The organism is Clostridium sp. SY8519, assembly GCF_000270305.1.
GTDB lineage: Bacteria > Bacillota > Clostridia > Lachnospirales > Lachnospiraceae > SY8519.
Map to the genome: position 1 here is coordinate 2,698,161 of NC_015737.1, position 25,092 is coordinate 2,723,252.

Here is a 25,092-nt window from a genome sequence, read left to right on the forward strand (position 1 = left end):
AAAAAATACCTTCCTTTCTCACGGATATATCTTGCATAATATAATATTAACATTCCTGCCGACGTTTTACAATCGCATTTGTGCATCCTGTCAATACTATTTCTGCATGACTCTTAACTTCCAGTTTTTTTCCCGATGGGGGTGCGGACGTTTTCTTGGACAGCCTAGGCAACCAATCCAAGAGATCGCCTGTACTCCACAGGGCTCAAATACCCTAACGATTTCTTGATTCTTTTTTCATTGTACCAATGGAGGTGACGATCTAACTCACGTGAGAATTCTTCCACGGTCACACCCGTCCAGTCCTGATTGTAGAAGAACTCATTTTTTATTCGTCCAAATAACCCTTCACACACAAGCAGCATTATCTGGAGAGCACCCTTTCTGTGACATGGATCTGGTATATCCGTTTATCTTCATTCTCTCGATCCAACCTGGCCATCGATAGTGGCATCCTCGATCCGTATGAATGATTGGTTTGGATTTTGTGCCTATGTTCGCAATCACATCGTCGAGCATGCCGTTGACGAGATCGGCATTTGGATGTTCGCTTATTCTCCACGTGACCAGCATTCCATCGAAGCAGTCTACTGCCGGAGACAGATATCCCTTGCCTGCCGGAATAGCAAACTCACTGATATCCGACAAAAGAAGTTCGTATGGTTTCTCGCTGTGAAAATCCCTCTGTGCTTCGTTTGGAACAGCAGGACTGATTTCCCCCTTATACGAACTGTATTTCCTGGCTTTTCGGATTTTTCCTTCAAGCTCCTCTTCCTTCATCACTCTACGAACGACTTTCTCCGAGACCTTTATCCATGTCTTTTTTAGTTCTGCATGGATCCTGCGATGTCCATACCGAGCTTTGTTTTCAAGGAATATACGAACAACTTCATGACGCAGATACTCATATTTATCTTCTGCTGCAAAAGCCTTTATCTGATAGTAGTAACTACTCCTTGACAGTCCAGCCCTCAATCATTAACATAGAAAATATTATTTACAGAGAATTATTCACACGCGCTGGTTTACCGTTTACCATGATTTACCGTTTACTTTACATCATTACTCATACCTCCTAAAAAAATACATATAAAAAGGCACCTTAGACTAAAATCCAAAGTGCCGATAAAAAAGCGATATTTAGTTTATTTTGATTTTCTCAAAACGTTTGAAACAGTTGATTGCGAAATATTCATCATGCTTGCAATCATCTCTTGAGTCAATTTCTGATTTTTTGATAAGTCATTTATTATCTCATTGCGCTCAGTTAATGAAGTAAATGCTGGAATAATATATTGAACATTTTTTTCTACCCCTGTCGCGGTTACCGATTTTATCAGCGTAGTTCCATTATCCAAAACTGCACGTGCAAATTTTTCCCCCGTCTTGCCATTTGTACCAAAATTCAAGCTTACAATGTCTGACAATTCCGCTGATAATTTACCTAAATCCTTTGCATTGAAAACCGAAAGTAAATTTATACCCATGTTAACCTCTTTTCTATGAATTTAATATTATTATACTATTATTCTGCTATTAGAATAATATTAAAATAGTATTTTGTCAAGGCCAATATGATTAAATATAAATATCAACATCAATATAATTCACAAATTTATAGTTTCTATCATCAATTTCAAAACTGTCAATAAATTCCGATACTCGCTTATCTTCCCAGCTGTCTTTTATTCTATTTTTCCATACTGCAGCAAAATCATCTTTCAATATATTTCCAACTACAAATGGAGCCATTCCATCTAGTCGAATATCACCATTTGATCTAATGACGGCATTAGAATATGGAATTTCCCTATGTCGTTCTAAACCCTTTTTCACACTATTGGAACTCTTTATCCTCATTTTTCCATTATACTGTTCTTGTTTTTCATGAATGATACTTATCATTTCTTTACGCTGAATATCCGTAAGCAGTAATTCTCTATTTAGAAACGTCCGCCCACTTAAGCTTAGTTCCCCAGCAATAATTTCTTTCGCACCAATACTAAATGCAAAATCACACATAGCTCCGATTTCATTTATATTAGTAGGTGTAACACAATGAGCTATTTTTAACGGAATGTTGCTTTCGGACACTTTTTTAGCAGCTTCAACTGCTTTTTTCCAACTTCCTTTGCAATTTCTAAACCAATCATGATACTCTTCTCGCAAGCCATCAATTGATATTTGTAACCAATGATATTTATACTTTTCTAATTTATGAATTTTCTCAGTATCTAACAAAAAACCATTTGTAAGAAATGTAAATATTGTTCCATCATCATGTAAAATATCCATTATCTTAAAAATGTCATTGCCTATTAATAGAGGTTCTCCACCAGATATAATGCACTCAAATATACCTCCATGTTCTACAAGGTAATTTGAAAAACGTATCCATTCTTTTGATGTCATTTCATCTTTTACAATGTTTTCCGCACCGGAATTATTATAACAGTGTCGGCAAAAAGCATTGCAACGTGAAGTCAATTCAAATTGTAAAGATGCCAAAGGAAATGTATCAGATTCCTTATAGATACCCTTTTTTTCAATCATTCTACTGATAGCTTCGCCATCTGATAAATCCATCTTTTTTATACTATTAAAAAATCCTTTTCTATCCATACTTTATATAACCTTTTAGATTATTTCTTTTTCTCTTAACTCCGCAATGAATTGATCCACATCAATCCATTTGCCTTCTTCCGGAATATAAGTACAATACCATGGTTTTTCATCAATTATTTCACTTATACTATCTGAGCGACAGTCAAAACAATTATATCTATATTCACATAGTGAACATCCACTGACCCTATCTTTATTTAATTCTCTTATTTTCTTGCTGAGTATAATATCAGAATTTGATTCAATCATTCCATGCATCATTCTCCGTTCCATAACACAAGGATATATTTTTAAATCCGCTGAAATATATAATTTATTATTAAAGCAATTATGTCCGTTTATCATTTTAATTGACATTTCTTTGTTCAAAGGTTTCCTAAACGTTTCCTTTGTGATTAACTTTTTTCTAACTAACTCTTCTGACAATAAGCATGTATTAGCACGTCCAGACATACGCACAACATCTTTTGATGGATTCAATTCATACAAATCTGTGTTCTTAACCCCCAAACATAAGTCTTTCATGAGTACATTACATACTCTATAAGGAATATCAGCTGCCTCAAGTTTTTTAATAGTATCATTTGTTTTCTTATAAGAACCTATACTATCTGTTACTTTGTCATGTTCTGTTTCTATATATGAGTAAACAGACAATGCAATATGTATCCCATTCTCTTTTATGTACTTGATCCATTCATCATCCATAAGTGTTCCGTTTGTAAATACTTCAATAAATTCAAATTTATTTTTTGAATAATCAAGCATATCCTTAAGAACGGCGCCTTCCATAAAAGGTTCCCCACCAATAATTTGTATTCTTGTAATTCCTAAGTTCTTTAACTTATCTACAACTGTACGAAAATTTTGTAATGACATTGATTCATCTCTCTGAGGATGCGAATCATTGTAACAATGCTTACATTTTAGATTACATTTTGTAGTTATCTCTATCCATGCAAATGACGGAACCGTCTGACATTTTAGATCTTCTATATCATGCCTTTCATGAAAGTTCTTTTGAACAATAATTTCATTCTTAATAAATACATCAATTACTGATTTTAGCTCATCATCTATATCATCTTTGGTCATCTCATGTTCGTTTATTTGTTCTATCTTTTCCATTAATGCAGTATTGACAGAATACATTTTTCTTGATTTAAAACTATATATGCATCCATTTACTTTCCCTTTAACTAAATAGGTTTCATCGTTCAACGATAAATACACAATTATCCCCTCCCATATAAAAAACACGCCACCAATCAGTAACGTGCTTTTTATAAATATTCCGTTTGCAAAAATACTTTTAAGCCGGAAAACAAGAACCTGGGTTACAAGCAACCGGATAACACTCTCCCATAAATGGCGAGCACTCTTCACTTTCAATGTCAGCTTCCATCTCCTCTTGTGTTAGACATTCATATTCATACATTATAAACCACCTCCTAATACTGTATAAAAATAACAACTATATCATCAGCTAACACCAATTTATTATATAATATTTACACATTTCTGTCTACGCTATTCACTTTATAATTAAAATGTGTCTGACTTTTTTGTCATACAATTTATTTCTCTTGCTTTTTTACATTAAAATTTTTGATCTGTTCCCTTATCTGCTCTCTACGTTCCTCAGATATCCTTCTCGGTTTACGATAATTAACGTACTGTTTCGGCATTGAATAGGTCTTGCTGATATCTGTTTCCTTAATGCACTTGTAAATCTCCGGATACTTGGTAACTAACGCATCAAGTTTTCTCACGCCGATGGGGGTGCGGACAAAAACCTGGACTACGTTAGGACTCCGAAAGGAGCAGATGAATGTACACAAAAAAGCAAGTAGAAGAAGCATTGAGATTTTATCGAAAATGCGGATCTGCGACATTGACAGTGAGATGCTTAGGATATCCCAGCCGTGCGATGCTGTATAACTGGGCTGAAAACGAGGAGAAAGCAAAGAACCCACGAAAAGAAAATGGAACTTTACATTGTCCGTCGAAACCCAGGTTTTCAGTCGATGAGAAAATTAATGCGGTAAAACGTTGCTTTGAGGGGAAAGAGTCTGTAGAGTTAGTAGCAAGGGAGATTGGATGCAGCAATGTTACGATCTATAACTGGCGCAATAAATATATCCGGGAAGGAGTATTTTCTCTCATGGATGAAAATAGAAAAAACGAACTCAAAATGTTATAGATTCCAATGATGTGGATCAGCTCAAGCAACAACTATATGAACTCCAGACGGAGGTAGATATTCTCAAGGAAACACTCAATGTAATAAAAAAAGACCCCGGCGTCGACTGGAAGGACCTGAAGAACAGGGAGAAAGTAGCGGTAATCGACGCCATGAAGGAGAAGTACCCGCTACCGATCCTGCTTCGAAGGATGGGTCAGGCGTGCATTTCACCCTTTACCTGCCAACGGATTTTTGTTATTCAGGCATCCGTCCCGGATACATGATCGATAATTCTCCGCGGACTCTGCCCCAGTTCCGGATCGGCATAGTCCATTTTTTGTATATTTCGAAGGATGATAAATATAAAGCTTTTAGCAAGGCTTGGGAACTCGGGAAAACGCTGCGCTGCCGGTTCAGTCGGCGGAACGACGAATTTAAGGATTCGATCGCATTTGTCGTATAGAAAGCCGTCCGCACGTCTTTCGAAAATTTGAAAATGGGCAAAATCGCATCCCAGTTTTCATGCCAGCGGTTCCTGGCATGGGGATACTGACCGGACCATTTTTCTGTTACGCGGTCAACCTGCTCCAGCGCGGCCTTTTCATCCGCAGCTGTATCAATCGTCTTTAGGTCCTTGGCAAATGATTTCATGTCCTTGTTCGCGACATATTTCAACGTATTACGCTCCATATGGACAATACAGCGCTGCTGTTCTGTTTTAGAAAAGGCAGTGCTGATGGCATCCTTAATTCCCGTCAGACCATCGGAACAAAGGATCAAGATATCCTGTATCCCACGGTTTTTTAAGCTATTTAATACACTCAGCCAGTATTTGCTGCTTTCATTTTCGCCAATCACAATCGTTAGGATTTCTTTTTTGCCTTCATCATTGATTCCCAAGACAACATAGGCAGCAAGTTTTCGTATCACGCCGTCATCACGAACAGAAAAATGAACCGCATCAATAAAAACGATCGGATATACTGCGGAGAGCGGCCGGTTCTGCCATTCTTCAATTTTGGGCAGCAACTTGTCGGTAATATCAGAGACCATGCCTTCACTCACCTCGAAGCCATAAATGTCTTCGATCGTATCCGAAATCTGACGTGTGGACATTCCCTTTGCGTACATGGATATGATTTTTTCATCGATTGACGAAATATCTTTTTTACGTTTCGGAAGGACTTTAGGGGAAAAGGTGCTTTGCCGGTCCTGTGGGACATCTACCTCAAACTCACCATATTTACTGCGGACGCCTTTGGACTTTGTTCCGTTTCGATCATTTGGTTCAGAAGAACGCTCATACTTTTCGTAGCCAAGGTGGTTGTCCATTTCAGCTTCCAGCATTTCCTGGATCGTTCCGGACAGCAGATCTTTCAGGGCGTTCTGAATATCATCCGCTGTTTCGATATCGTACTCTTCAAACAGCCCCTGCATGATATTTCTTTTGTTTTCTGTCATGGGTTTCGGTTTGTAGATATTTCGTTTTTTGTTTGCCATAATCAAAGGCCTCCTATAAATTTGATTTTATCATAGAAGACCTGGATGATACGATTAAGTATTCATTTTTACAGAGAATATTTCATAGGCTGGGGGTGCGGACGTTTTCTTGGACAGCCTAGGCAACCAATCCAAGAGATCGCCTGTACTCCACAGGGCTCAAATACCCTAACGATTTCTTGATTCTTTTTTCATTGTACCAATGAAGGTACAGATCTAACTCACGTGAGAATTCCTCCACGGTCACACCCGTCCAGTCCTGATTGTAGAAGAACTCATTTTTTATTCGTCCAAATAAACCTTCACAAGCAGCATTATCTGGAGAGCACCCTTTCTGTGACATGGATCTGGTATACCCGTTTATCTTCATTCTCTCGATCCAACCTGGCCAGCGATAGTGGCATCCTCGATCCGTATGAATGATTGGTTTGGAGTTTGCGCCTATGTTCGCAATCACATCGTCGAGCATGCCGTTGACGAGATCGGCATTTGGATGTTCGCTTATTCTCCACGTGACCAGCATTCCATCGAAGCAGTCTACTGCCGGAGACAGATATACCTTGCCGGCCGGAATAGCAAACTCGCTGATATCCGACAAAAGAAGTTCGTCTGGTTTCTCGCTATGAAAATCTCTCTGTACTTCGTTTGGAACAGCAGGACTGATTTCCCCCTTATACGAACTGTATTTCCTCGTTTTTCGGATTTTTACTTCAAGACCCTCTTCCTTCATCACTCTGCGAACGACCTTCTCCGAGACCTTTATCCCTGTCTTTTTTAGTTCTGCATGGATCCTGCGATATCCATACCGAGCTTTGTTTTCAAGGAATATACGAACAACTTCATGGCGCAGATACTCATATTTATCTTCTGCTGCAAAAGCCTTTATCTGATAGTAGTAACTACTCCTTGACAGTTTCATTCTTCGAAGCAGGATCGGTAGCGGGTACTTCTCCTTCATGGCGTCGATTACCGCTACTTTCTCCCTGTTCTTCAGGTCCTTCCAGTCGACGCCGGGGTCTTTTTTTAATACGTTAATTGTCTCCTTTAAGATATCTACTTCCAATTGGAGCTCGTACATCTGCTTTCTGAGCGATTCGACTTCTTCTGAAGATATCTTTTCATCCATATCCGGTAATTTTCCCGGCCTGATATTTTTCGTGTTCATCAGAGAAGCTGCACCTCCTTGAAGATATCGCTTTCGCCACATATATATGCTGGCTCGGCTGTATTCGATCTCCTCTGATACTGATTTTACACTCTCTCCATTCTCAAAGCAACGACGAAGCACTTGCAGCTTAAACTCCGCCGGAGGATTTCTGGGGTGCTCGGTGGTGTTTTTAAGATTAAGTTTTTTTCGCTTTTCTTTTGTTTTTCCCTCGTTACGAATCCAGGTATACAGTTGCTTTCTGCTGGGATAACCAAGTTGACGTACCACATCTGTAACAGATCCTGTCTGATGGAAAACATGCAGTGCCTTTGTTCTCTGTTCTTCTGAATACATCATTGACTCCTTTCAGAGCCCTATATGTGTCCAGGTTTTTGTCCGCACCCCCGCTCCTTTTTTACACCTCTAAAATAAGTATTATACTAACTCAATGAGTATGGCAAAGATAGCCCGAAAAATCAATAGAAATGCTGATTTTTCGGGCTGTTTCTCGATGTTTTTTCGGTTGAGTGTTAAATCTTGCCGGGAGTTAAGGTTATACGTTAATCTCAGCGGTTGCGCCAAGCAGATCATGGAACTGATCCAGAACCGGACGTACCGTCTCTGCCAGGAATTCCTCCACCTGCTGCGGCGCGCGGCCGATGTAACGCTCCGGCTGCATCGCGGACTGCAGTTCTTCCAGGGTCAGCCCGAAGCTCTCGTCTGCGGCAATCAGTTCCAGAAGATTATTGTCCATTCCCTCTTCCTTCACATTGCGGCCTGCCTGCATGGACAGCTGACGGATTCTCTCATGCAGCTCCTGACGGTCTCCGCCCTTTTTCACTGCATCCATCATAATGTTTTCTGTGGCCATAAACGGCAGCTCTGCCATCATATGCTTGCGGATGACTTTCTCATAAACCACCAGGCCGTCCACCACATTCAGGCACAGGTCCAGGACGCCGTCGATGGTCAGGAAACCTTCCGCAACTGACAGACGCTTGTTGGCGGAATCATCCAGGGTGCGCTCAAACCACTGAGTCGCGGAGGTAATCGCCGGATTCAGCGCATCCACGATCACATAACGGGACAGGGAAGCAATCCGCTCGCTCCGCATGGGGTTTCTCTTATACGCCATGGCAGAAGAACCGATCTGCGTTTTCTCAAAAGGCTCTTCCACTTCCTTCAGATGCTGCAGCAGACGGATATCGTTAGACATCTTGGTGGCGCTGGCAGCGATTCCTGCCAGTACATTTATTACGCGGGTGTCCACTTTTCTGGAATAGGTCTGTCCAGATACGGGATAGCAGCCCTTGAATCCCATCTTCTCCGCAATCATCGGATCCAGTTTCTTCACTTTCTCCTGATCGCCATCAAACAGCTCCAGGAAACTTGCCTGAGTTCCGGTGGTTCCCTTGGAGCCCAGCAGCCGGAGACTGTCCAGCACATAATTCAGATCCTGCAGATCCATCAGGAATTCCTGGGTCCACAGGGTCGCCCGCTTGCCCACAGTAGTCGGCTGTGCCGGCTGGAAATGAGTGAAGCCCAGTGTCGGCGTCGCTTTGTACTTATCCGCGAACCGGGCCAGTTCATCGATGACGCTGACCAGTTTTTTGCGGACCAGTCTCAGTCCTTCTGACATCAGGATGATGTCCGTATTGTCTCCCACATAGCAGGAAGTGGCCCCCAGGTGGATGATTCCCTTGGCTTTCGGACACTGCAGGCCGTAGGCGTACACATGGGACATGACATCGTGACGCACTACTTTTTCTCTGGCTCTGGCTTCTTCGTAGTTGATATCATCTTTGTGGGCTTTCAGCTCATCGATCTGCTCCTGCGTAATATCCAGACCCAGATCCTTCTCTGTCTCTGCCAGCGCGATCCAGAGTTTCCTCCAGGTGCGGAATTTCATATCCTGAGAAAAAATATACTGCATTTCCTTGCTGGAATAACGCTCGGAAAGCGGGCTTGAAAATCTGTCTGTACTCAATTCAAATCTCCTTTGGTTCTGTAATCTCTGATCTGGTTACATGGCAGGAACGCGCCCCGGGCAGGGCACGTTCCTGATCTGCATCATCTGAAAACAGATGATCAGCGTGTGAATTTCTCTCCGGTCAGAAGCTCATAGGCTTCTTTGTATTTTTCCACGGTTTTTTCAATGACATCATCCGGCAGATGATAATCGCTGTCCGGATTTGCCTTCAGCCAGTCACGGACAAACTGCTTGTCATAGGACGGCTGACTCTTGCCCGGCGCATAGCCTTCTGCCGGCCAGAATCTGGAGCTGTCAGGAGTCAGCATCTCATCGCCGAGTACAATGTTTCCATCCTCATCCAGGCCGAACTCCAGCTTGGTGTCTGCGATTATGATTCCGCGGGACCATGCGTAATCCGCGCACTTTTTGTAAATCGCAAGGGTCAGATCCCGGATGGTTCTGGCATACGCTTCTCCATGTCCCGGGTATGCTTTCTCCAGGACATCGATGCTCTGCTCATAGGAAATATTCTCGTCGTGATCCCCGATCTCCGCCTTGGTCGACGGTGTGTAGATGGGTTCCGGAAGTTTCTCGGACTCTTTGAGTCCTTCCGGCAGGCGAATGCCGCAGACGGTACCGTTTTCCTGATAGCTGGCCCAGCCGCTTCCGGTAATATATCCACGCACGATGCACTCAATGGGCAGCATGTTCAGTTTTCTGCATTTCATGCTGTTGCCGTTGAACCGGTCCTGACGGAAAAATTCCGGCATGTCATTCACATCTACGGACAGCATGTGATTCGGCACCAGATCCTTCGTATAATCAAACCAGAATCTTGACATCTGTGTCAGGATGGCGCCTTTGTCTGTCACCTTGTTTTTCAGAATGACATCAAATGCTGAAATACGGTCTGTGGCTACCATAATCAGAGAATCCCCGATATCGTAAATCTCCCGGACTTTCCCTTCTTTGAATGGTTTGTACTCCTGTACGCTCATAATCTAATCTTTCCTTTCCTGTCAAAACGAATGCATGTCAAGTATAGGCGATTCCCGGGAAATCGTCAATCAGTTTTCCTTTTTCACCAGCAGGGAATGTCCCGTCATTTCCGCCGGCTGTTCCATCCCCATCATCTCAATCAGGGTGGGAACAATGTCTGCCAAGCATCCGTTTTCCTTCAGGGTATAGGCCGGATCATAGTTAATCAGTACAAACGGCACCGGATTGGTCGTGTGGGCCGTAAAGCTTTCCCCGGTCTCGTAGTCCACTTCCTGCTCACAGTTTCCGTGATCCGCGCACAAAAACATCTGGCCGTCCACTTTTTTCAGTGTATCCACCGCTCTGCCCACACAGGTATCCACGGCTTCCACTGCCTTGACTGCAGCTTCCAGCACGCCGGTGTGCCCCACCATGTCCGGATTGGCGAAATTAATGATAATCACATCATATTTGCCGGATTCCATGGCCTCACAGAGCTTATCGCACACTTCGAAAGCGCTCATCTCCGGCTTCAGGTCATACGTCGCCACCTTCGGGGAGTGCACCAGGATGCGGTCCTCGCCCGGATTCGGTTCCTCCACGCCGCCGTTGAAGAAAAAGGTCACATGGGCATACTTTTCTGTCTCCGCGATCCGGGCCTGCTTCAGGCCGTGAGCCGCCAGATATTCCCCAAAGGTATTTTTCAGTTCTTCCTTCTGAAAAGCCACCAGCTTGTTGGGAATCGTCTCATCGTAATCTTTGAAGCAGATAAAACACAGATCCAGGCGGGAGCCCCGGTCAAATCCGTCAAACTCATCCGCACAGAAAGCCCTGGTGATCTGCCGTGCCCGGTCCGGCCGGAAATTATAGAAAATCACCGTATCATGCTCTGCCACCTTTGCCAGGGGCGCGCCGTCTTTCCGGATCACCACCGGCACCACAAACTCATCCGTCACACCGGCATCATAGGAATCCTGCATGGCCTGCACCGGATCCTCTGCCGTCTGCCCTTCTCCCAGGGTCAGGGCCCGATAGGCTTTTTCCTCTCTGTCCCAGCGGTTATCCCGGTCCATGGCATAGTAGCGGCCGGAAATCGTGGCGATCTCACCGACGCCGATTTCCTGCATCTTCTGCTCCAGTTCCCGGATATAATCAATGCCGGAAGTCGGCGGCGTATCGCGGCCGTCCATAAAGCAATGTACGTATACTTTCTTCAGATCACTGCGTTTTGCCAGTTCCAGCAGTGCGTACAGATGAGAATTGTGGCTGTGGACGCCGCCGTCTGACAGCAGTCCGAACAGGTGCAGCGCAGAATCATGCTCTTTCGCGTTGCGGATTCCCTGCAGCAGCACCGGATTTTCATAAAACTCCCCATCTTCGATGGCTTTGGTAATGCGGGTCAGATCCTGATAGACAATCCGTCCGGCTCCCATATTCATATGGCCGACTTCCGAATTGCCCATCTGTCCTTCCGGCAGGCCTACCGCCAGGCCGCTGGCATTTCCCTTGACAAACGGATATTCCGCAAACAAACGGTCAATATTCGGCGTATTCGCCTGTGCCACCGCATTGCTGTCAGTCCGCGGATTCAGTCCGAACCCATCTAAAATCATTAATACAGTCGGTTTTTTTCCCATATTCTGATACTCTCCTATTTCTCTGTTTCAGGCAATAAAAAGCAGAGACGCCTTCTCGCCGCCGCGTAGAAATCCGTCCCTGCTGAAACTTATCTGTAGTTGACGATCTGTCCGAATTCTGCTTTCAGAGAAGCACCGCCTACCAGGCCGCCGTCAATATCCGGCTGTGCGAAAAGCTCTGCCGCTGTCTTCGCGTTCACGGATCCGCCGTACTGAATACGGATCGCTGCTGCTGTCGCTTCGTCATAAATTTCGCCGATGCATACACGGATTGCTGCGCATACTTCCTGTGCCTGCGCGCTGGTAGCTGTTTTCCCTGTGCCAATGGCCCAGATCGGCTCATACGCAATCACTGCCGCAGCTGCCTGCTCTGCGCTCACATTCTGGAACGCGATCTTGATCTGCTGGCGAATCCAGTCGATCGTGATGCCCTGTTCCCGCTGCTCCAGGCTTTCACCGCAGCAGATGATCGGGGTCAGCCCGTGTTCAAAGGCTTTTAACACTTTTTTATTGATATCCGCGTCGGTCTCATGGAAATAGCCCCTCCGCTCAGAATGACCCAGGATGACATATTCCGCGCCGGCATCTGTCAGCATATCCGGGGAAATTTCTCCGGTATACGCGCCTTTTTCTTCAAAATACATATTCTCCGCGCCGATTCGGATGTTAGACCCTTTCGCTGCCGCAACAGCAGGAATGATATCAATGGCCGGCACACACAGGACCACATCTGCTTCCTCTGTAGCTGTTAACGGTTTTAACTCTTCAATCAGGGCAACGGTCTGGCTGGGTGTCATATTCATCTTCCAGTTGCCTGCGATGATCTTTCTGCGTGACATAATGGATTCTCCTCCCATATCTGCTATCTGCTTATTCTGATTAACTTTTTTTATTTGTCGCTGGCTGCTGCGATGCCCGGCAGTTCTTTGCCTTCCAGGAACTCCAGGGAAGCGCCGCCGCCGGTGGAAATATGAGTCATCTGATCCGCGTATCCAAGCTGCGCAACTGCTGCTGCGCTGTCACCGCCGCCGATGATTGTGATGGCATCGGTATCTGCCAGCGCTTTGGCTACCGCTTTCGTGCCTGCTGCAAGTACCGGGTTCTCAAATACACCCATGGGGCCGTTCCATACAACGGTTTTGGCTGCCTGCACAGCATCCGCGAAGAGCTGGCGGGTCTTTTCTCCGATATCCAGGCCCATCTTGTCTGCCGGAATCTTGTCAGCGTCAACGGTTTCCACCGCGATATCCGCGTCATCCAGATCCGGGAAATGATCCAGCACGACCGCGTCAACCGGCAGAAGCAGCTGTTTGCCCAGTTTTTCTGCCTTTTCCATCATTTCCTTACAGTAATCAATCTTTGTCTCATCCACCAGGGAGGTACCGATTTCATATCCTTTTGCCTTTAAGAAGGTATATGCCATTCCGCCGCCGATAATCAGGGTATCGCATTTTTCCAGAAGATTGGAAATAACATTCAGTTTGTCCGCAACCTTCGCGCCGCCCAGGATAGCCACAAAGGGACGAACCGGATTGTTTACGGCATTGCCTAAAAAGTCGATTTCCTTCTGCATCAGATAGCCCACTGCGGCTACCGGTACAAAAGAAGTCACGCCTACATTGGAGCAGTGCGCACGATGGGCGGTGCCGAAGGCATCATTTACAAACACGTCACACAGAGACGCCAGCTCCTTGCTGAATGCCTCGCCGTTTTTCGTTTCTTCCGCACGATACCGGGTATTCTGCAGCAGAATCACATCGCCGTCTTTCATGGCTGCCACAGCTGCTTTTGCGTTCGGTCCCACGACTTCGTCATCTGCCGCGAATTTCACTTCCTGTCCCAGCAGCTCACTCAGGCGTGCAGCCACAGGCGCAAGAGAAAGCTCCGGCTTCGGCTCCCCTTTCGGCTTGCCCAGATGGGAACAAAGGATCACTTTTCCGCCGTCGGCGATCAGTTTTTTAATAGTAGGAAGCGCCGCAGTCAGACGGTTTTCGTCGGTGATTTTTCCGTCTTTTAACGGTACATTGAAATCACATCTGCACAGGACACGCTTACCTTTTACGTCAATATCATCTACAGTAAGTTTATTTAACATAATCACTGCTCTCCTTTTTTTGAATTCTCTGGTCTCTGTTTCTGTCGTACAGTCGCTCTTTTTATTTTCTCATTATCCCCGGGCAATGTCAAATCCTTCGCAGGAAAATCCAGGATTGAAATGCGTTCCCGCACCGAATCTTTCTTCCGCACGAAAATCCACTTTTCCGGCAGCAAAATCCGAAAATCGGACGGCCGCACCGCATAAAAAACGAGGGTGTGCATATCTTTCCTATACGCAGCACCCCCGCAAGAATCACAGAAATCTTATTATTTCAGACCTGCGAAATATTTGATTGTACGTACCATCTGGCTGGTGTAGCTGTTTTCATTGTCATACCAGGATACTACCTGTACCTGCGTCATGCCGTTGCCTAACGGCAGAACCATGGTCTGGGTCGCATCGAACAGAGAGCCATAGGTCATACCGATGATATCGGAAGATACGATCTCCTCGTCATTGTAGCCATAAGACTCATTGGCAGCGGCCTTCATCACCTGGTTGATCTCATCCACGGTAACTTCCTTATCTACCACTGCATTCAGGATGGTAGTAGAACCGGTCGGGGTAGGAACACGCTGTGCGGCGCCGATCAGTTTGCCTGCCAGTTCCGGAATTACCAGGCCGATTGCCTTTGCGGCGCCGGTGCTGTTCGGAACGATATTCACTGCTGCTGCACGGGAACGTCTCAGATCGCCTTTTCTCTGCGGTCCGTCCAGAGTCATCTGATCACCGGTATAGGAATGAATGGTGCACATAATTCCGGATTTGATCGGGGCGAAATCATTCAGCGCCTGTGTCATGGGAGCCAGGCAGTTGGTGGTGCAGGAAGCTGCGGAAATGATGGTGTCATCTTTGGTCAGTGTTTCATGGTTTACGTTATATACAATAGTAGGAAGGTCATTGCCTGCCGGTGCGGAAATAACGACTTTCTTCGCGCCTGCATTAATATGCGCCTGTGCTTTCTCTTTGGATGTGTAGAAACCGGAACACTCCAGAACTACATCAACATCCAGCTTACCCCACGGGCAGTTGTTTGCGTCCGGTTCTGCGTAGATGTGGATCTCTTTGCCTTCTACCTCAATATAATCTTCTCCGTATTTAACAGTCTCAGCATACTGATATCTGCCCTGTGTAGAATCGTATTTCAGCAGATGCGCCAGCATCTTCGGGCTGGTAAGATCATTGATAGCTACCACTTCATAACCCTCTGCGCCGAACATCTGACGGAAAGCAAGACGACCGATACGACCAAAACCATTAATTGCAACTTTTACTGACATGTTGATTCCTCCTACCTTTTCTCTATTCTTGTCTGTTTTTGTTTTTGTTAAATTATTATCAATCTTTTACACTGACATAATAATACCTTTTGCAAAATAATGCAACTATTTTTTTGCATTTTTTTGTATTGCTTTTTATGCGCCTTGTTCCGAAATATCCTCTGTGTTAAAATCAGAGGGATTGCAAAGGAGGTTTTACCCATGTACTGGGATACACATATGCACACAAATTTTTCCGGAGACAGCGACGCCCTGCCGCAGGACATGGTTCAAGCCGCCATCACCCGCGGTCTCTCCGGCATCTGCCTCACGGACCACGAGGATCTGGATTATCCCTATGATGACGTGAACTTTGACCTGGATCTCGCTGCATACGAACAGGCGGTGCGGCAGCTGCAGGGCGCGTACGGCAGACAGATTGAGATTCTCTACGGCATTGAGCTGGGTCTGCAGCCTCATCTGGCGGACCGGCATTCCGCCATTGTCTCATCCCACGCCTATGATTACGTCATCGGCTCTTCCCACCTGGTGCACGGCAAAGATCCGTATTATCCGTCCTATTATGAAAACCGTACGGAACGGGAGGCCTATGAGGAATACTTCCGCTCCATTCTGGAAAACATCTCCGCCTGGAAGGGCTTCGACGTGTACGGACATATCGACTATGTGGTGCGCTATGGCCCGAACCGGGATGCGGATTACAGCTATGCCGCCTACCGGGAACTCATTGATCCGATTCTCACTGCCTTAATCGACGCCGGCAAGGGCATCGAAGTCAACACCGCCGGCTGGAAATACGGACTGTCCCAGCCAAATCCCTGCACCGATATTCTGCGCCGCTACCGGGAGCTGGGCGGCGAAATCATTACCACCGGGGCCGATGCCCACAAATCGGAACACATTGCCTATGATTTTCAGCGTCTTCCGGATCTGTTAAAAAGCTGCGGATTCCGCTACTATACTGTATTCCGGCAGCGCAGGCCGGTCTTCCTTCCGCTTCCGTAAAACCATGAAAAATCTCTGCAGGAAAACTATTAAAATATCAGCTCTTATATAAAAAGCCGCAGTTCTGTCTTCGAAAAGGATCTGTCTCCTTTGCCGCCCCGGTGAAGGGATCCGTCCAGAACTGCCGGCTTTTTTTCTACTCTCTTATCCGATTTTTCTAATTGCTTCGCTTTCCTTAGATGTGCTTATGCTTATCTCCGCACTGCAGCTGCAGAAGAAAAAGCGCCCAGGCATCGCCTGCCGTTGTAATTCTTCGCGCCGCGCACTTTATAGTAGTACGTAACTCCTGCTTTTCCTGTGGTGTCTTTCCAGGACGCCGTCCTGGTGTTTTTGACGCAGCGGAACCCGGTAGCGCTGCTCGTGGAGCGATAAACTTTATAATACGCTGCCGAAGTTTTCTTCCAGGACAGTTTTACGCCGGAAGCACCTGCAGACACGCCCCGCAGGTCACGGATTTTCGGTGTCGGATACTTGACCATGCTCCTGCTTACATAGTATACAGAAGATCCGTATTTTACCTTTGCCCAGGCAGCCCCATGCTTATCACTGGTCCAGCGTACAAACTGCAGTTTTGTGCCCTTTTTCACAGACTTCCGGACACGATATGCGGTTCCCGCGCCTGACCGAAGATGTGTCTTGCTGCGGGCTACCAGATGGAAGCTGTTGGTCTGGCTGGTGGAAGCTGACAGTATCCCGCTTGTTTTTCCGTAGACACGGCTGCCGTCTTCCTTTGTCTGGTATGCGCGAACCTTAAAGTAATATTCCCGGTCGCTCTTAAGCCCGTTCAGCGTAAAAGCTGTGCCGGAAACATCCGTATGCCGGTAAGAACCGTTGCGGGAAGTGCTGTAATACAAGCGGTAGCCGCCGGCATTTTCCGCCGCGTTCCAGGAAAGCCTGATGCCTGTCCGGGATACGGACTGCACGTTCAGTCCATTCGCCGTTCCTACGGAAATTCCGGAGGGAGCCGCTTTTCTGATGCCGATATTCCCACTGGTCCACGACGCGGGCCGATACCAGAAGTTTAAATCCACATTGGTATTGATTCCGCCCACGCGGGCTGTTTCCGAACACTGCCAGTAATCCACCGCAGCCCGATTCCGGTACAGATTCGACGCAGATACCGATGAGGTGGACCGGTACGCATAATTGTAATAACGGGCCATCCAGAGCGGATACCCCGCCTGATACAGTGCCGTGCCGTCCAGTTTGTTTACAAAGAAATTGCTGGAGGCATATACCATGGCGTCATATCCAGCGTCTTTCATGGCCTGGCAGTAAGCTTTGGCCACCCTTGTCTGCGCCGCTTTGGACAGATGCGCCCTGGCCAGTCTGCCTCCGTCTCCTACATACTCCACATCCATAAAAACCGGAAGATCGATGCCGTAACAGTTTGTGCCGGAGCGTCCCGATTTCTTCTCTTTCACATAATCTCCCGGGTACCACCGGCCAGTCTCTCCCTGGAGCAGCTTCAGCGTATACGCGGCCTCTGCTTTGGCTTCTGCTGTGGTCTTTGCCTGGGAGAAAAAGTATACTCCTACATGCAGTCCTGCTGCTGTCGCCTGTTTCACATTATAAATCCAGTACGGATCCGTATAAATAGAGCCGCCGGAACTGGTCCGGTACCCGCACCGGATAATCACACCGCTGACCCCGGAATTTTTCAGTTTTCTGTAGTTTACCGTACCGTCATACTTGGATACATCCACGACCGGAATCACTTCGCAGCCCTCAGTATCTTCCGGGTCATGATAAAATGACACTTTGCCGGACGTGGTTTTCCACTGGGTCTTGCTGTAGGCGGACAAAACGGATACCCTGGCCGTACTGCTGTCCGGAAGCGCCTCCTCGGTGCCTGCGGCGCGCTGCTTCATATAAGCGCGGTACCAGCCCGGATCCTCGCTGTTCCAACCTTTCGGGCAGGTCACGCTATCCTGGGCACTCTTTGTTTCTGCCGCTTCCGCCGCCCGGGCATCCGTCAGCAAAGCTGCCGGTGCACCGGCCGCCGCGGTCACAGTCAGTACAGTCACTGCAGTCAGCCATTTTCTCATTCTCTTTATCATTTTCTTAAGTCATCCCTTTCTGCAGAACACTCCAGGGCATCGCCCGTTACAGACTGTGTCGTGTTCCAATATACAAAACTGCTGTTCTGTAGCTTAACAGGCAAGAAGATGGGACCGTCCGATTACAGACGGTCCCATCCGTTTCTCATATGCATAAATCGCGGATTCATTCCAAACATCTTCCGAAATAACCAGAAAGATGCCTCCAGGATCGGCATTTTTTCTATCGAAGCTTATACTCTGGATAAATATTCGCCGGTTCTGGTATCAATCTTAATCTTGTCACCCAGCTCTACAAACAGAGGCACATTCACGATGGCGCCTGTCTCTACGGTCGCCGGCTTTGTAGCTCCGGTCGCTGTATCACCCTTCAGACCCGGCTCACACTCTGTGATCTCCAGCTCTACAAACAGCGGCGGCTCTACCGCGTAAATCTCTCCATTGTGGGCGCACATCTTAACCATGTCATTCTCTTTGACAAACTTCAGAGAATCTCCGATGGCTTCCTTGGTCAGAGCAACCTGATCATAGGTCTCCACATCCATGAAATAATAAAGATCTCCATCATTGTAAAGATACTGTTTGTCTGAACGTTCGATATGAGCCTGCTCGCACTTCTCTGTCGGCCGGAATGTCTTCTCAACGACACCGCCGCTCTTGATGTTTTTTAATTTGGTCCGAACAAATGCGGCTCCTTTGCCAGGTTTCACGTGCTGAAATTCGATGATCTGGAAGATATTGCCCTCCAGTTCGATCGTCATGCCGTTTCTGAAATCACCTGCTGATATCATTCATCTTCCTCCTTACAGTCGCATACCGCGACACATACTTTCTAATTATTTTATCGGAAATCTGTAATTATTTCAAGTATTACTTGCCGGCGGACTCTGCCTCCTCAATTTCGGAAATCAGTCCCACACGCATGGCATGGCGGTCTCCCAGCTCCTGCGCATTAAGATAGGCATCCACAATCGCATATCCCATTTCCTCGCCGACTACTCTTTCGCCAAAGCAGATTACATTGGCATGATTGTGCTCTCTGGCCAGGCGCGCGGTCACCGGTTCCGAACACACCACTGCCCGGATTCCCCGGAGCTTATTGGCCGTAATCGCCATCCCGGCGCCGGTTCCGCAGATCAGCACGCCCCGCTCGGCTTCGCCGTTCTGGATCTTTTTGCATGCGGCTGCCGCGATTTCCGGATAATTGCAGCGCTCCTCCGTGTCCGTACCCACATTAATCACTTCATAGCCTTTGGATTCCAGATAGCTCTGAATCTTCTTTTTCATAGATACTGCCGCGTGGTCATTTCCGATTACAATTTTCATAGGTCTGTTTCTCCTTCTCCTTCTGATTCCAGGCTTCTGCCACCATTGACATAACGCGCTTCCCACCAGGCTGCGCTTTTTCGGTCAGACGGGTCCTGGCGTTTTACATACATCCGGTAAAACAAAAGCACAAAAAACTCCAGCCGCCGCTTCAGCACAATCTGAATTTCTTCTTTCCAGTGAATATAACGTACAAGGATCGATGAAATCCCCGCACGATTGGCACCGAAAATATCCGTAAAAATCTGGTCTCCGATAAACAGCGTATTCCTTTTGTCTGTTCCCATGATCTCCATAGCATAACGATAGCCATCCGGAGATGGCTTGTGTGCGTCAAAGACATAGTTCACATGAACCGCGTCGTTAAACATTTTTACACGGGGTTCCTTGTTGTTGGACAGCAGACAGCAGGTAAATCCTATGCGCTTCAGCCGTTCAAACAGCCGTTTTGCCCTGCCGTTTGCCGGTGCACCATGGGTGACCAGCGTATTGTCAATATCAAAAATCAGCCCCCGGTACCCGTCCGCATACAGCTGTTCGAAATTAATCCGGTATACGGATTTCGTATAAAGTGTTGGATATAATCTGACCGCCATTATTTCTCCGTCTCCCGATCCAGCATTTTCTTCAATTCCAGTACAAAAGTATTCACGTCCTTGAATTCCCGGTAAACCGACGCAAACCGGACATAAGCCACCGGATCCAGGTCCTTGATTTTGTCCATCACCAGTTCCCCGATTACCGTGCTGGCAATTTCCTTCTCTGCCCGGGCATAAATTTCATTTTCCACATCATCGGTCAGCTGCTTGATCTGATCCACCGATACCGGCCGCTTGTGGCAGGCCCGCAGAAGCCCGGCCTCTATTTTGGATCGGTCATACTGTTCCCTGGTATTGTCCTTCTTTATTACAATCAGCGGAATGGTCTCTACTTTCTCATAAGTAGTAAATCGTTTCTTGCAGTCATCGCACATGCGTCTGCGGCGGATAGACGCATTGTCATCCACCGGGCGGGAATCAATCACCCGCGTATTGTCACTGCTGCAGTATGGGCATTTCATCGCTCATTTCCTCCCGCTGCTTTTATACATTGAAACGGAACAGAATCACATCCCCGTCCTGCACCACATATTCCTTGCCTTCCAGTCCTACCAGGCCCTTTTCCCTGGCAGCTGCCAGAGATCCGCATTCCAGAAGATCCTTATAGTTCACTACTTCCGCGCGGATAAAGCCCCGTTCAAAATCGGTATGAATCTTGCCGGCTGCCTGGGGTGCTTTTGTCCCCTTCCGGATCGTCCAGGCACGGGTTTCGTCTTCTCCCGCAGTCAGGAAACTCATCAGGCCAAGAAGATCATAGCTTGCCTGGATCAGCTTCTCCAGGCCGGACTCCTTGATCCCCAGCTCTTCCAGGAACATGGCCTTCTCATCGTCGTCCAGTTCCGCCATTTCTTCCTCGATCTTGGCACAGATCACAAACACGCCGGATCCTTCTTCTTTCGCCAGTTCACGGACTGCTGCCACATGGGGATTGGAGGCACCGTCATCTGCCAGATCATCTTCCGATACATTCGCGGCATAGATCACCGGCTTTGCGGTCAGCAGATTCAGGGAACGGAAAAAGGCCTGTTCGTCCTCATCATCGCTGAGTTCAAATGTTTTGGCCAGTTTGCCGTCTTCCAGATGCGCTTTGATCCGTTTCAGGAACTCAACCTCTGCCGCCAGCTTCTTATCCATGCGGGCGCCTTTGCTGCCTTTGGCAATTCTGCGGTCCAGAATCTCAATATCCGAAAAAATCAGCTCCAGGTTGATCGTTTCGATATCGCTGGCCGGATCAATTTTTCCATCCACATGCACCACATTGGTGTCCTCAAAACAGCGTACCACGTGTACGATAGCATCCACTTCGCGGATGTTGGCCAGGAACTGATTGCCCAGTCCTTCTCCCTTGCTGGCACCTTTCACCAGTCCGGCAATATCCACAAATTCAATCACCGCAGGGGTTATCTTTTTGGAATGATATAATTCTCCCAGAAGATTCAGCCGCTCATCCGGTACGGACACAACTCCCACATTGGGGTCGATAGTACAGAACGGATAGTTTGCTGACTCTGCGCCTGCTTTCGTCAGTGAATTGAACAATGTGCTTTTTCCTACGTTTGGCAGGCCAACGATTCCTAGTTTCATAATGTTTTATATCTCCTTAAAAAACCTTTATTTTATGGGGTTTCCGCGATTTGCTAATCTGACCGAGTGCCACGTCGAGTGCCACCGAGTGCCATTTCGCATTAAGTTTTATATGACTTTCAATGCATCTGCTACGAGATTTATTTCTCTTAATTTTTCATCTTCCGTAATATGTACGTATAGATTCATTGTAATTCCGATATTTGAATGACCAAGAATTTGCTGTAATGTCTTGGGCTTCATACCCGCTTCAATGCATCTTGTTGCAAATGTATGTCTTAAGACATGCATTGAAAATCTCGGAATATTCGCCCTGTCACAATATTTCATCAAGCCTGTATCATAGGTGCTGTTTTTCACCGGGGTGCCATTCCGACACAAAAACACCGTATCTGACCATTCTATCGGTATAACTTTTAGTTCTGAGTTTTTTGCTCTCTGATTTTTCAGGATGCGGATTGCCTCATCTGTAAGAGGGATGGTTCGATATCCCGACTTGCTTTTCGGAGGACCGATTCTCCACTCTCCTACCTTGTAACGATACTCCATAGTTCGCTCAATCTTCATTGTTTTATTCTCAAAATCAATGTCACTCCAGCGAAGCCCGATGAGTTCACCGATTCGAAGTCCCGTCTGTAAAATAAAACGATACTGATTCTCATAACTGTAACCAACTACCGCAGCCAAGAACTTCTTCTGATTCTCTATTGTGAGCGCTTCCCTTTTCACAGAAGGCTGTCCTATATCGCTTTTCAGTGAACGTTTGCAGGGATTTACAATGATCACATCATTCTCCTTGGCAAACTCTAACATGTTATAAAGAGCGATTCTGGTCTGATAGATTGTCTTTGATCGATATCCTTCATCAGCCATCTTGTTAAAAATCTGCTGGCAGTGAATCGGTTTCACATCTGCAATCAGTTTACTGCCAATAACACATCGGATATTTCTCTCGTATCGTTCTCTGTAGTTTCGTGAAGTATTGGGTCTTACCGTCTTTTCCTTCATCTCAATCCAGTAATCAAACCAGGCATCTACAATCATATCTGTTGCCTGATCCCGATCACTGTGTTTGTCTATATATGAAGCATCAGCAAGCCACTGTCTCACTTCTTGTAATTTCTTCGAGCGTTTCGATCTTCGTTTTCCAAATTTATCAACAAAACGAGCACAATAAGTGCCATTGGGTTGCTGATAAATCCCGTCTCCAAGCTCCTTTCCTTTGAGATCTTTTCCCATTTACGGCTCCTTTCTAATTTAAAGAAGCCCCAAATCAGCTCGTATATTATACACTAATCAAGGGCTCTTTACAATGTAGTTTCATTTTTTACCAGGCGAAAAAGCCCGAATTCATCACGTTTTTGCCGAATCAGATTTCTATGTTATCTGATATATATTTCTCAAATTCCTTCCGCTTTACAAGCTTCTTTTTTCCGACATATAATACAAAAGGACATCTTGGCGAGCGAAGTATGCTCTCCAGTTTGTTAATTCCAATATTTGAATACTCTGCAGCCTCTTTAATAGTGAGGGCTACCTTCGCTTCAATCGGCACTGTCTGCTTCTTCTGCTCCGACATCTTCGCCAATGTAGAATCCTTATAGTCCTCAATATTAATCATTTCCATTCGAAGGCTCCTCCTTTCCAAATATTTCTTTTAAATCCTGATAATGATCTGATGCCATCTTCTCTCGCTTACTGTTGCCACCGACATAAACCGGCGTACACATTGCGAGAATGTGGACACAAGATGCAATGTTAACGTTGCTGTAGTTGAGGCTCTTCAGCCTCAGGATTTCTCGATAATCTACCATGGTTATCGACCTCCTTATAATGATAGTCACACGTAAGTATGCCGATATCATTATAGGAGAAAAGTTTCCGCTCTGCTGTGCAGTGCGGAAAGGGTGCACTAAAACAGCGGAAGACCTGCTCTATTATAGCGTGCAGTGTGCACTACGGGAGCGGTATATACATTGATACAAGCAAAAACAAAAAATATAACAGGATACGCATAAAGGTACACAATTCCTTTATGCAAAAATCCGTGCTCCTATGTCGCCCGCGAAGAAAGGTTGCTAACGCCAATCATAGCAAAGGCACTTCTGGTCCACTGGACCAGAAGTGCCTAAAAAGAAACATTGGCAAATTCTGATAAAGTTGTTCAAGAGTTTACACCCCAAAAGTGAGACTACAAATACTCTTATAATCAAGCAGTGATTCCTTTCCATATCACATCACCCAATTCTGAAACTGTAAGCTCTCCACATTGAAATCTGCTCCACGCTCTTTCATAATCAATATTACTAGTTGATGCCTCGATTCTGAATTCTTTATTAGGAAAATACTCTGTTGATACCACCTGGTTAATTTTTTCAAGCACTATTTTTAGCATACGCATTTTAAATAGCTTCAATTGGATTTGTTTATATAAAATATAACTATCTGACAAGCCATCCGTTCCAAAACTCCATCCAATATCTCTCACTTCCCTCAAGAATTTTTTTCTATTTTTCTCAACGTGTACGTTAAAATCATATGTAGGCTCATTGTTAATTAATTCAAGTGAATTGGATGTAGCATCATATTTACCCAGTCGTTTTACAAGCTTTTTAAAGTAATTTCTATTATATCCAAACTCCTTTAATTTAAAGGTAATCAATATGCCTTCTTTAATATTCAGCTCACAAATTTCATTTGAAAAAGATTTTATGTAAAACGTACTTTTCTTAGGAATACCTTTTACTTCTCCTATATGTATAGCGCTTAGCTTTTTATCCTCTCTTCCATTCTCTTCAGTCTTTTCAGTATATTCTGGTTTTATAAAAATATATGCTTTTCCATAAACAGCCAAGCTATACAGAACTCTATCAACATTTTGGCCAAACTCATATGAAAAATCGTAATGCATTTGTGCTCTAAACAATTCTACAATTTCATTATCATTTGATATTATTCTGTAAAAATCCCTTCTACGCAATTTATTATCATTTAGTGAAAATTCATAGCCAGAAAATAAATCACTGTAAAATCTATGCGAATACAAGTTATCATGGGGACGTTTATATATTTTTTTCCATCTTTCTTTTTATTCTA

General features: G+C 45.6%; 25 protein-coding genes. 2 read left to right on the plus strand and 23 right to left on the minus strand.

From position 1 onward, the window contains the following. Positions 1–164: 164 nt before the first annotated feature. From CXIVA_RS14420 to CXIVA_RS12500, 5 genes are all read right to left on the minus strand, one after another. Positions 165–365 (minus strand): IS3 family transposase, encoded by a 201-nt coding sequence (locus CXIVA_RS14420; protein ID WP_013978404.1) that lies wholly within the window; start codon positions 363–365, stop codon positions 165–167. After that, positions 349–975 carry an IS3 family transposase gene (locus CXIVA_RS13960; protein ID WP_242822901.1) on the minus strand — a complete coding sequence of 209 codons (627 nt, stop codon included), beginning with the start codon at positions 973–975 and terminating at the stop codon, positions 349–351. The genes CXIVA_RS14420 and CXIVA_RS13960 overlap by 17 nt, the downstream gene beginning before the upstream one ends. Before the next feature lie 170 nt (positions 976–1,145). Continuing rightward, the gene (locus CXIVA_RS12490; protein ID WP_013978406.1) at positions 1,146–1,487 is read right to left on the minus strand and encodes a hypothetical protein; all 342 of its coding nucleotides are present in this window, start codon (positions 1,485–1,487) and stop codon (positions 1,146–1,148) included. Between the two features lie 91 nt (positions 1,488–1,578). Further along, positions 1,579–2,622 (minus strand): radical SAM protein, encoded by a 1,044-nt coding sequence (locus CXIVA_RS12495; protein ID WP_013978407.1) that lies wholly within the window; start codon positions 2,620–2,622, stop codon positions 1,579–1,581. A gap of 15 nt (positions 2,623–2,637) precedes the next feature. Next, on the minus strand, positions 2,638–4,011 hold the full coding sequence (locus CXIVA_RS12500; RefSeq protein WP_242822935.1) for a radical SAM protein: 1,374 nt from the start codon (positions 4,009–4,011) through the stop codon (positions 2,638–2,640). 445 nt (positions 4,012–4,456) lie between these two features. Between CXIVA_RS12500 and CXIVA_RS12510 the strand changes: the two genes are divergently transcribed. After that, positions 4,457–4,828, plus strand: a complete 372-nt coding sequence (locus CXIVA_RS12510) for a helix-turn-helix domain-containing protein (protein WP_013978411.1) — start codon at positions 4,457–4,459, stop codon at positions 4,826–4,828. A gap of 237 nt (positions 4,829–5,065) precedes the next feature. Here CXIVA_RS12510 and CXIVA_RS12520 read toward each other — a convergent pair whose 3' ends face one another. From CXIVA_RS12520 to gap, 8 genes are all read right to left on the minus strand, one after another. Further along, positions 5,066–6,289, minus strand: a complete 1,224-nt coding sequence (locus CXIVA_RS12520; RefSeq protein WP_173363206.1) for an IS256 family transposase — start codon at positions 6,287–6,289, stop codon at positions 5,066–5,068. A 139-nt stretch (positions 6,290–6,428) separates the two neighbouring features. Continuing rightward, positions 6,429–7,814, minus strand: a complete 1,386-nt coding sequence (locus CXIVA_RS12525; protein WP_347475625.1) for an IS3 family transposase — start codon at positions 7,812–7,814, stop codon at positions 6,429–6,431. A 196-nt stretch (positions 7,815–8,010) separates the two neighbouring features. Then, complete coding sequence (gene purB / locus CXIVA_RS12530; RefSeq protein WP_013978414.1) at positions 8,011–9,444, minus strand: adenylosuccinate lyase; 1,434 nt, start codon at positions 9,442–9,444, stop codon at positions 8,011–8,013. A 101-nt stretch (positions 9,445–9,545) separates the two neighbouring features. Next, on the minus strand, positions 9,546–10,427 hold the full coding sequence (locus tag CXIVA_RS12535) for a phosphoribosylaminoimidazolesuccinocarboxamide synthase (protein ID WP_013978415.1): 882 nt from the start codon (positions 10,425–10,427) through the stop codon (positions 9,546–9,548). Positions 10,428–10,496: 69 nt separating this feature from the next. Beyond that, complete coding sequence (gpmI, locus tag CXIVA_RS12540; RefSeq protein WP_013978416.1) at positions 10,497–12,044, minus strand: 2,3-bisphosphoglycerate-independent phosphoglycerate mutase; 1,548 nt, start codon at positions 12,042–12,044, stop codon at positions 10,497–10,499. A gap of 89 nt (positions 12,045–12,133) precedes the next feature. Then, complete coding sequence (tpiA, locus tag CXIVA_RS12545; protein WP_041729178.1) at positions 12,134–12,883, minus strand: triose-phosphate isomerase; 750 nt, start codon at positions 12,881–12,883, stop codon at positions 12,134–12,136. Between the two features lie 50 nt (positions 12,884–12,933). Then, a complete protein-coding gene (locus tag CXIVA_RS12550; RefSeq protein WP_013978418.1) occupies positions 12,934–14,139 on the minus strand; it encodes a phosphoglycerate kinase in 1,206 nt (401 codons plus the stop codon). Positions 14,140–14,408: 269 nt separating this feature from the next. Next, positions 14,409–15,422 (minus strand): type I glyceraldehyde-3-phosphate dehydrogenase, encoded by a 1,014-nt coding sequence (gene gap / locus CXIVA_RS12560; protein ID WP_013978420.1) that lies wholly within the window; start codon positions 15,420–15,422, stop codon positions 14,409–14,411. Between the two features lie 201 nt (positions 15,423–15,623). On the opposite strand from gap, the gene CXIVA_RS12565 reads away from it, so the two are divergent. Beyond that, positions 15,624–16,427, plus strand: a complete 804-nt coding sequence (locus tag CXIVA_RS12565) for a histidinol-phosphatase HisJ family protein (RefSeq protein ID WP_013978421.1) — start codon at positions 15,624–15,626, stop codon at positions 16,425–16,427. A gap of 191 nt (positions 16,428–16,618) precedes the next feature. Here the strand turns inward: CXIVA_RS12565 and CXIVA_RS12570 are convergent, their stop codons facing one another. From CXIVA_RS12570 to CXIVA_RS12615, 10 genes are all read right to left on the minus strand, one after another. Then, the gene (locus tag CXIVA_RS12570; protein WP_083835036.1) at positions 16,619–18,487 is read right to left on the minus strand and encodes a GH25 family lysozyme; all 1,869 of its coding nucleotides are present in this window, start codon (positions 18,485–18,487) and stop codon (positions 16,619–16,621) included. A 233-nt stretch (positions 18,488–18,720) separates the two neighbouring features. Beyond that, positions 18,721–19,278, minus strand: a complete 558-nt coding sequence (efp, locus tag CXIVA_RS12575; protein WP_013978423.1) for an elongation factor P — start codon at positions 19,276–19,278, stop codon at positions 18,721–18,723. Between the two features lie 79 nt (positions 19,279–19,357). Further along, the gene (rpiB, locus tag CXIVA_RS12580) at positions 19,358–19,813 is read right to left on the minus strand and encodes a ribose 5-phosphate isomerase B (RefSeq protein ID WP_013978424.1); all 456 of its coding nucleotides are present in this window, start codon (positions 19,811–19,813) and stop codon (positions 19,358–19,360) included. Beyond that, positions 19,810–20,409 carry a YqeG family HAD IIIA-type phosphatase gene (locus CXIVA_RS12585; RefSeq protein WP_013978425.1) on the minus strand — a complete coding sequence of 200 codons (600 nt, stop codon included), beginning with the start codon at positions 20,407–20,409 and terminating at the stop codon, positions 19,810–19,812. The genes rpiB and CXIVA_RS12585 overlap by 4 nt, the downstream gene beginning before the upstream one ends. Further along, a complete protein-coding gene (gene nrdR, locus CXIVA_RS12590; RefSeq protein ID WP_013978426.1) occupies positions 20,409–20,873 on the minus strand; it encodes a transcriptional regulator NrdR in 465 nt (154 codons plus the stop codon). Before nrdR ends, CXIVA_RS12585 begins: the two co-directional genes overlap by 1 nt. Positions 20,874–20,895: 22 nt before the next feature. Beyond that, a complete protein-coding gene (gene ychF, locus CXIVA_RS12595) occupies positions 20,896–21,996 on the minus strand; it encodes a redox-regulated ATPase YchF (protein ID WP_013978427.1) in 1,101 nt (366 codons plus the stop codon). A 108-nt stretch (positions 21,997–22,104) separates the two neighbouring features. After that, positions 22,105–23,235, minus strand: coding sequence for a site-specific integrase (locus tag CXIVA_RS12600; RefSeq protein WP_013978428.1), 1,131 nt, complete (start codon positions 23,233–23,235; stop codon positions 22,105–22,107). Between the two features lie 130 nt (positions 23,236–23,365). Continuing rightward, positions 23,366–23,575, minus strand: coding sequence for an excisionase (locus CXIVA_RS12605; protein ID WP_041729184.1), 210 nt, complete (start codon positions 23,573–23,575; stop codon positions 23,366–23,368). Positions 23,576–23,609: 34 nt separating this feature from the next. Next, on the minus strand, positions 23,610–23,810 hold the full coding sequence (locus CXIVA_RS12610) for a hypothetical protein (protein WP_013978430.1): 201 nt from the start codon (positions 23,808–23,810) through the stop codon (positions 23,610–23,612). 395 nt (positions 23,811–24,205) lie between these two features. Then, positions 24,206–24,907, minus strand: coding sequence for a hypothetical protein (locus CXIVA_RS12615; RefSeq protein ID WP_197535548.1), 702 nt, complete (start codon positions 24,905–24,907; stop codon positions 24,206–24,208). Positions 24,908–25,092: the final 185 nt, after the last annotated feature.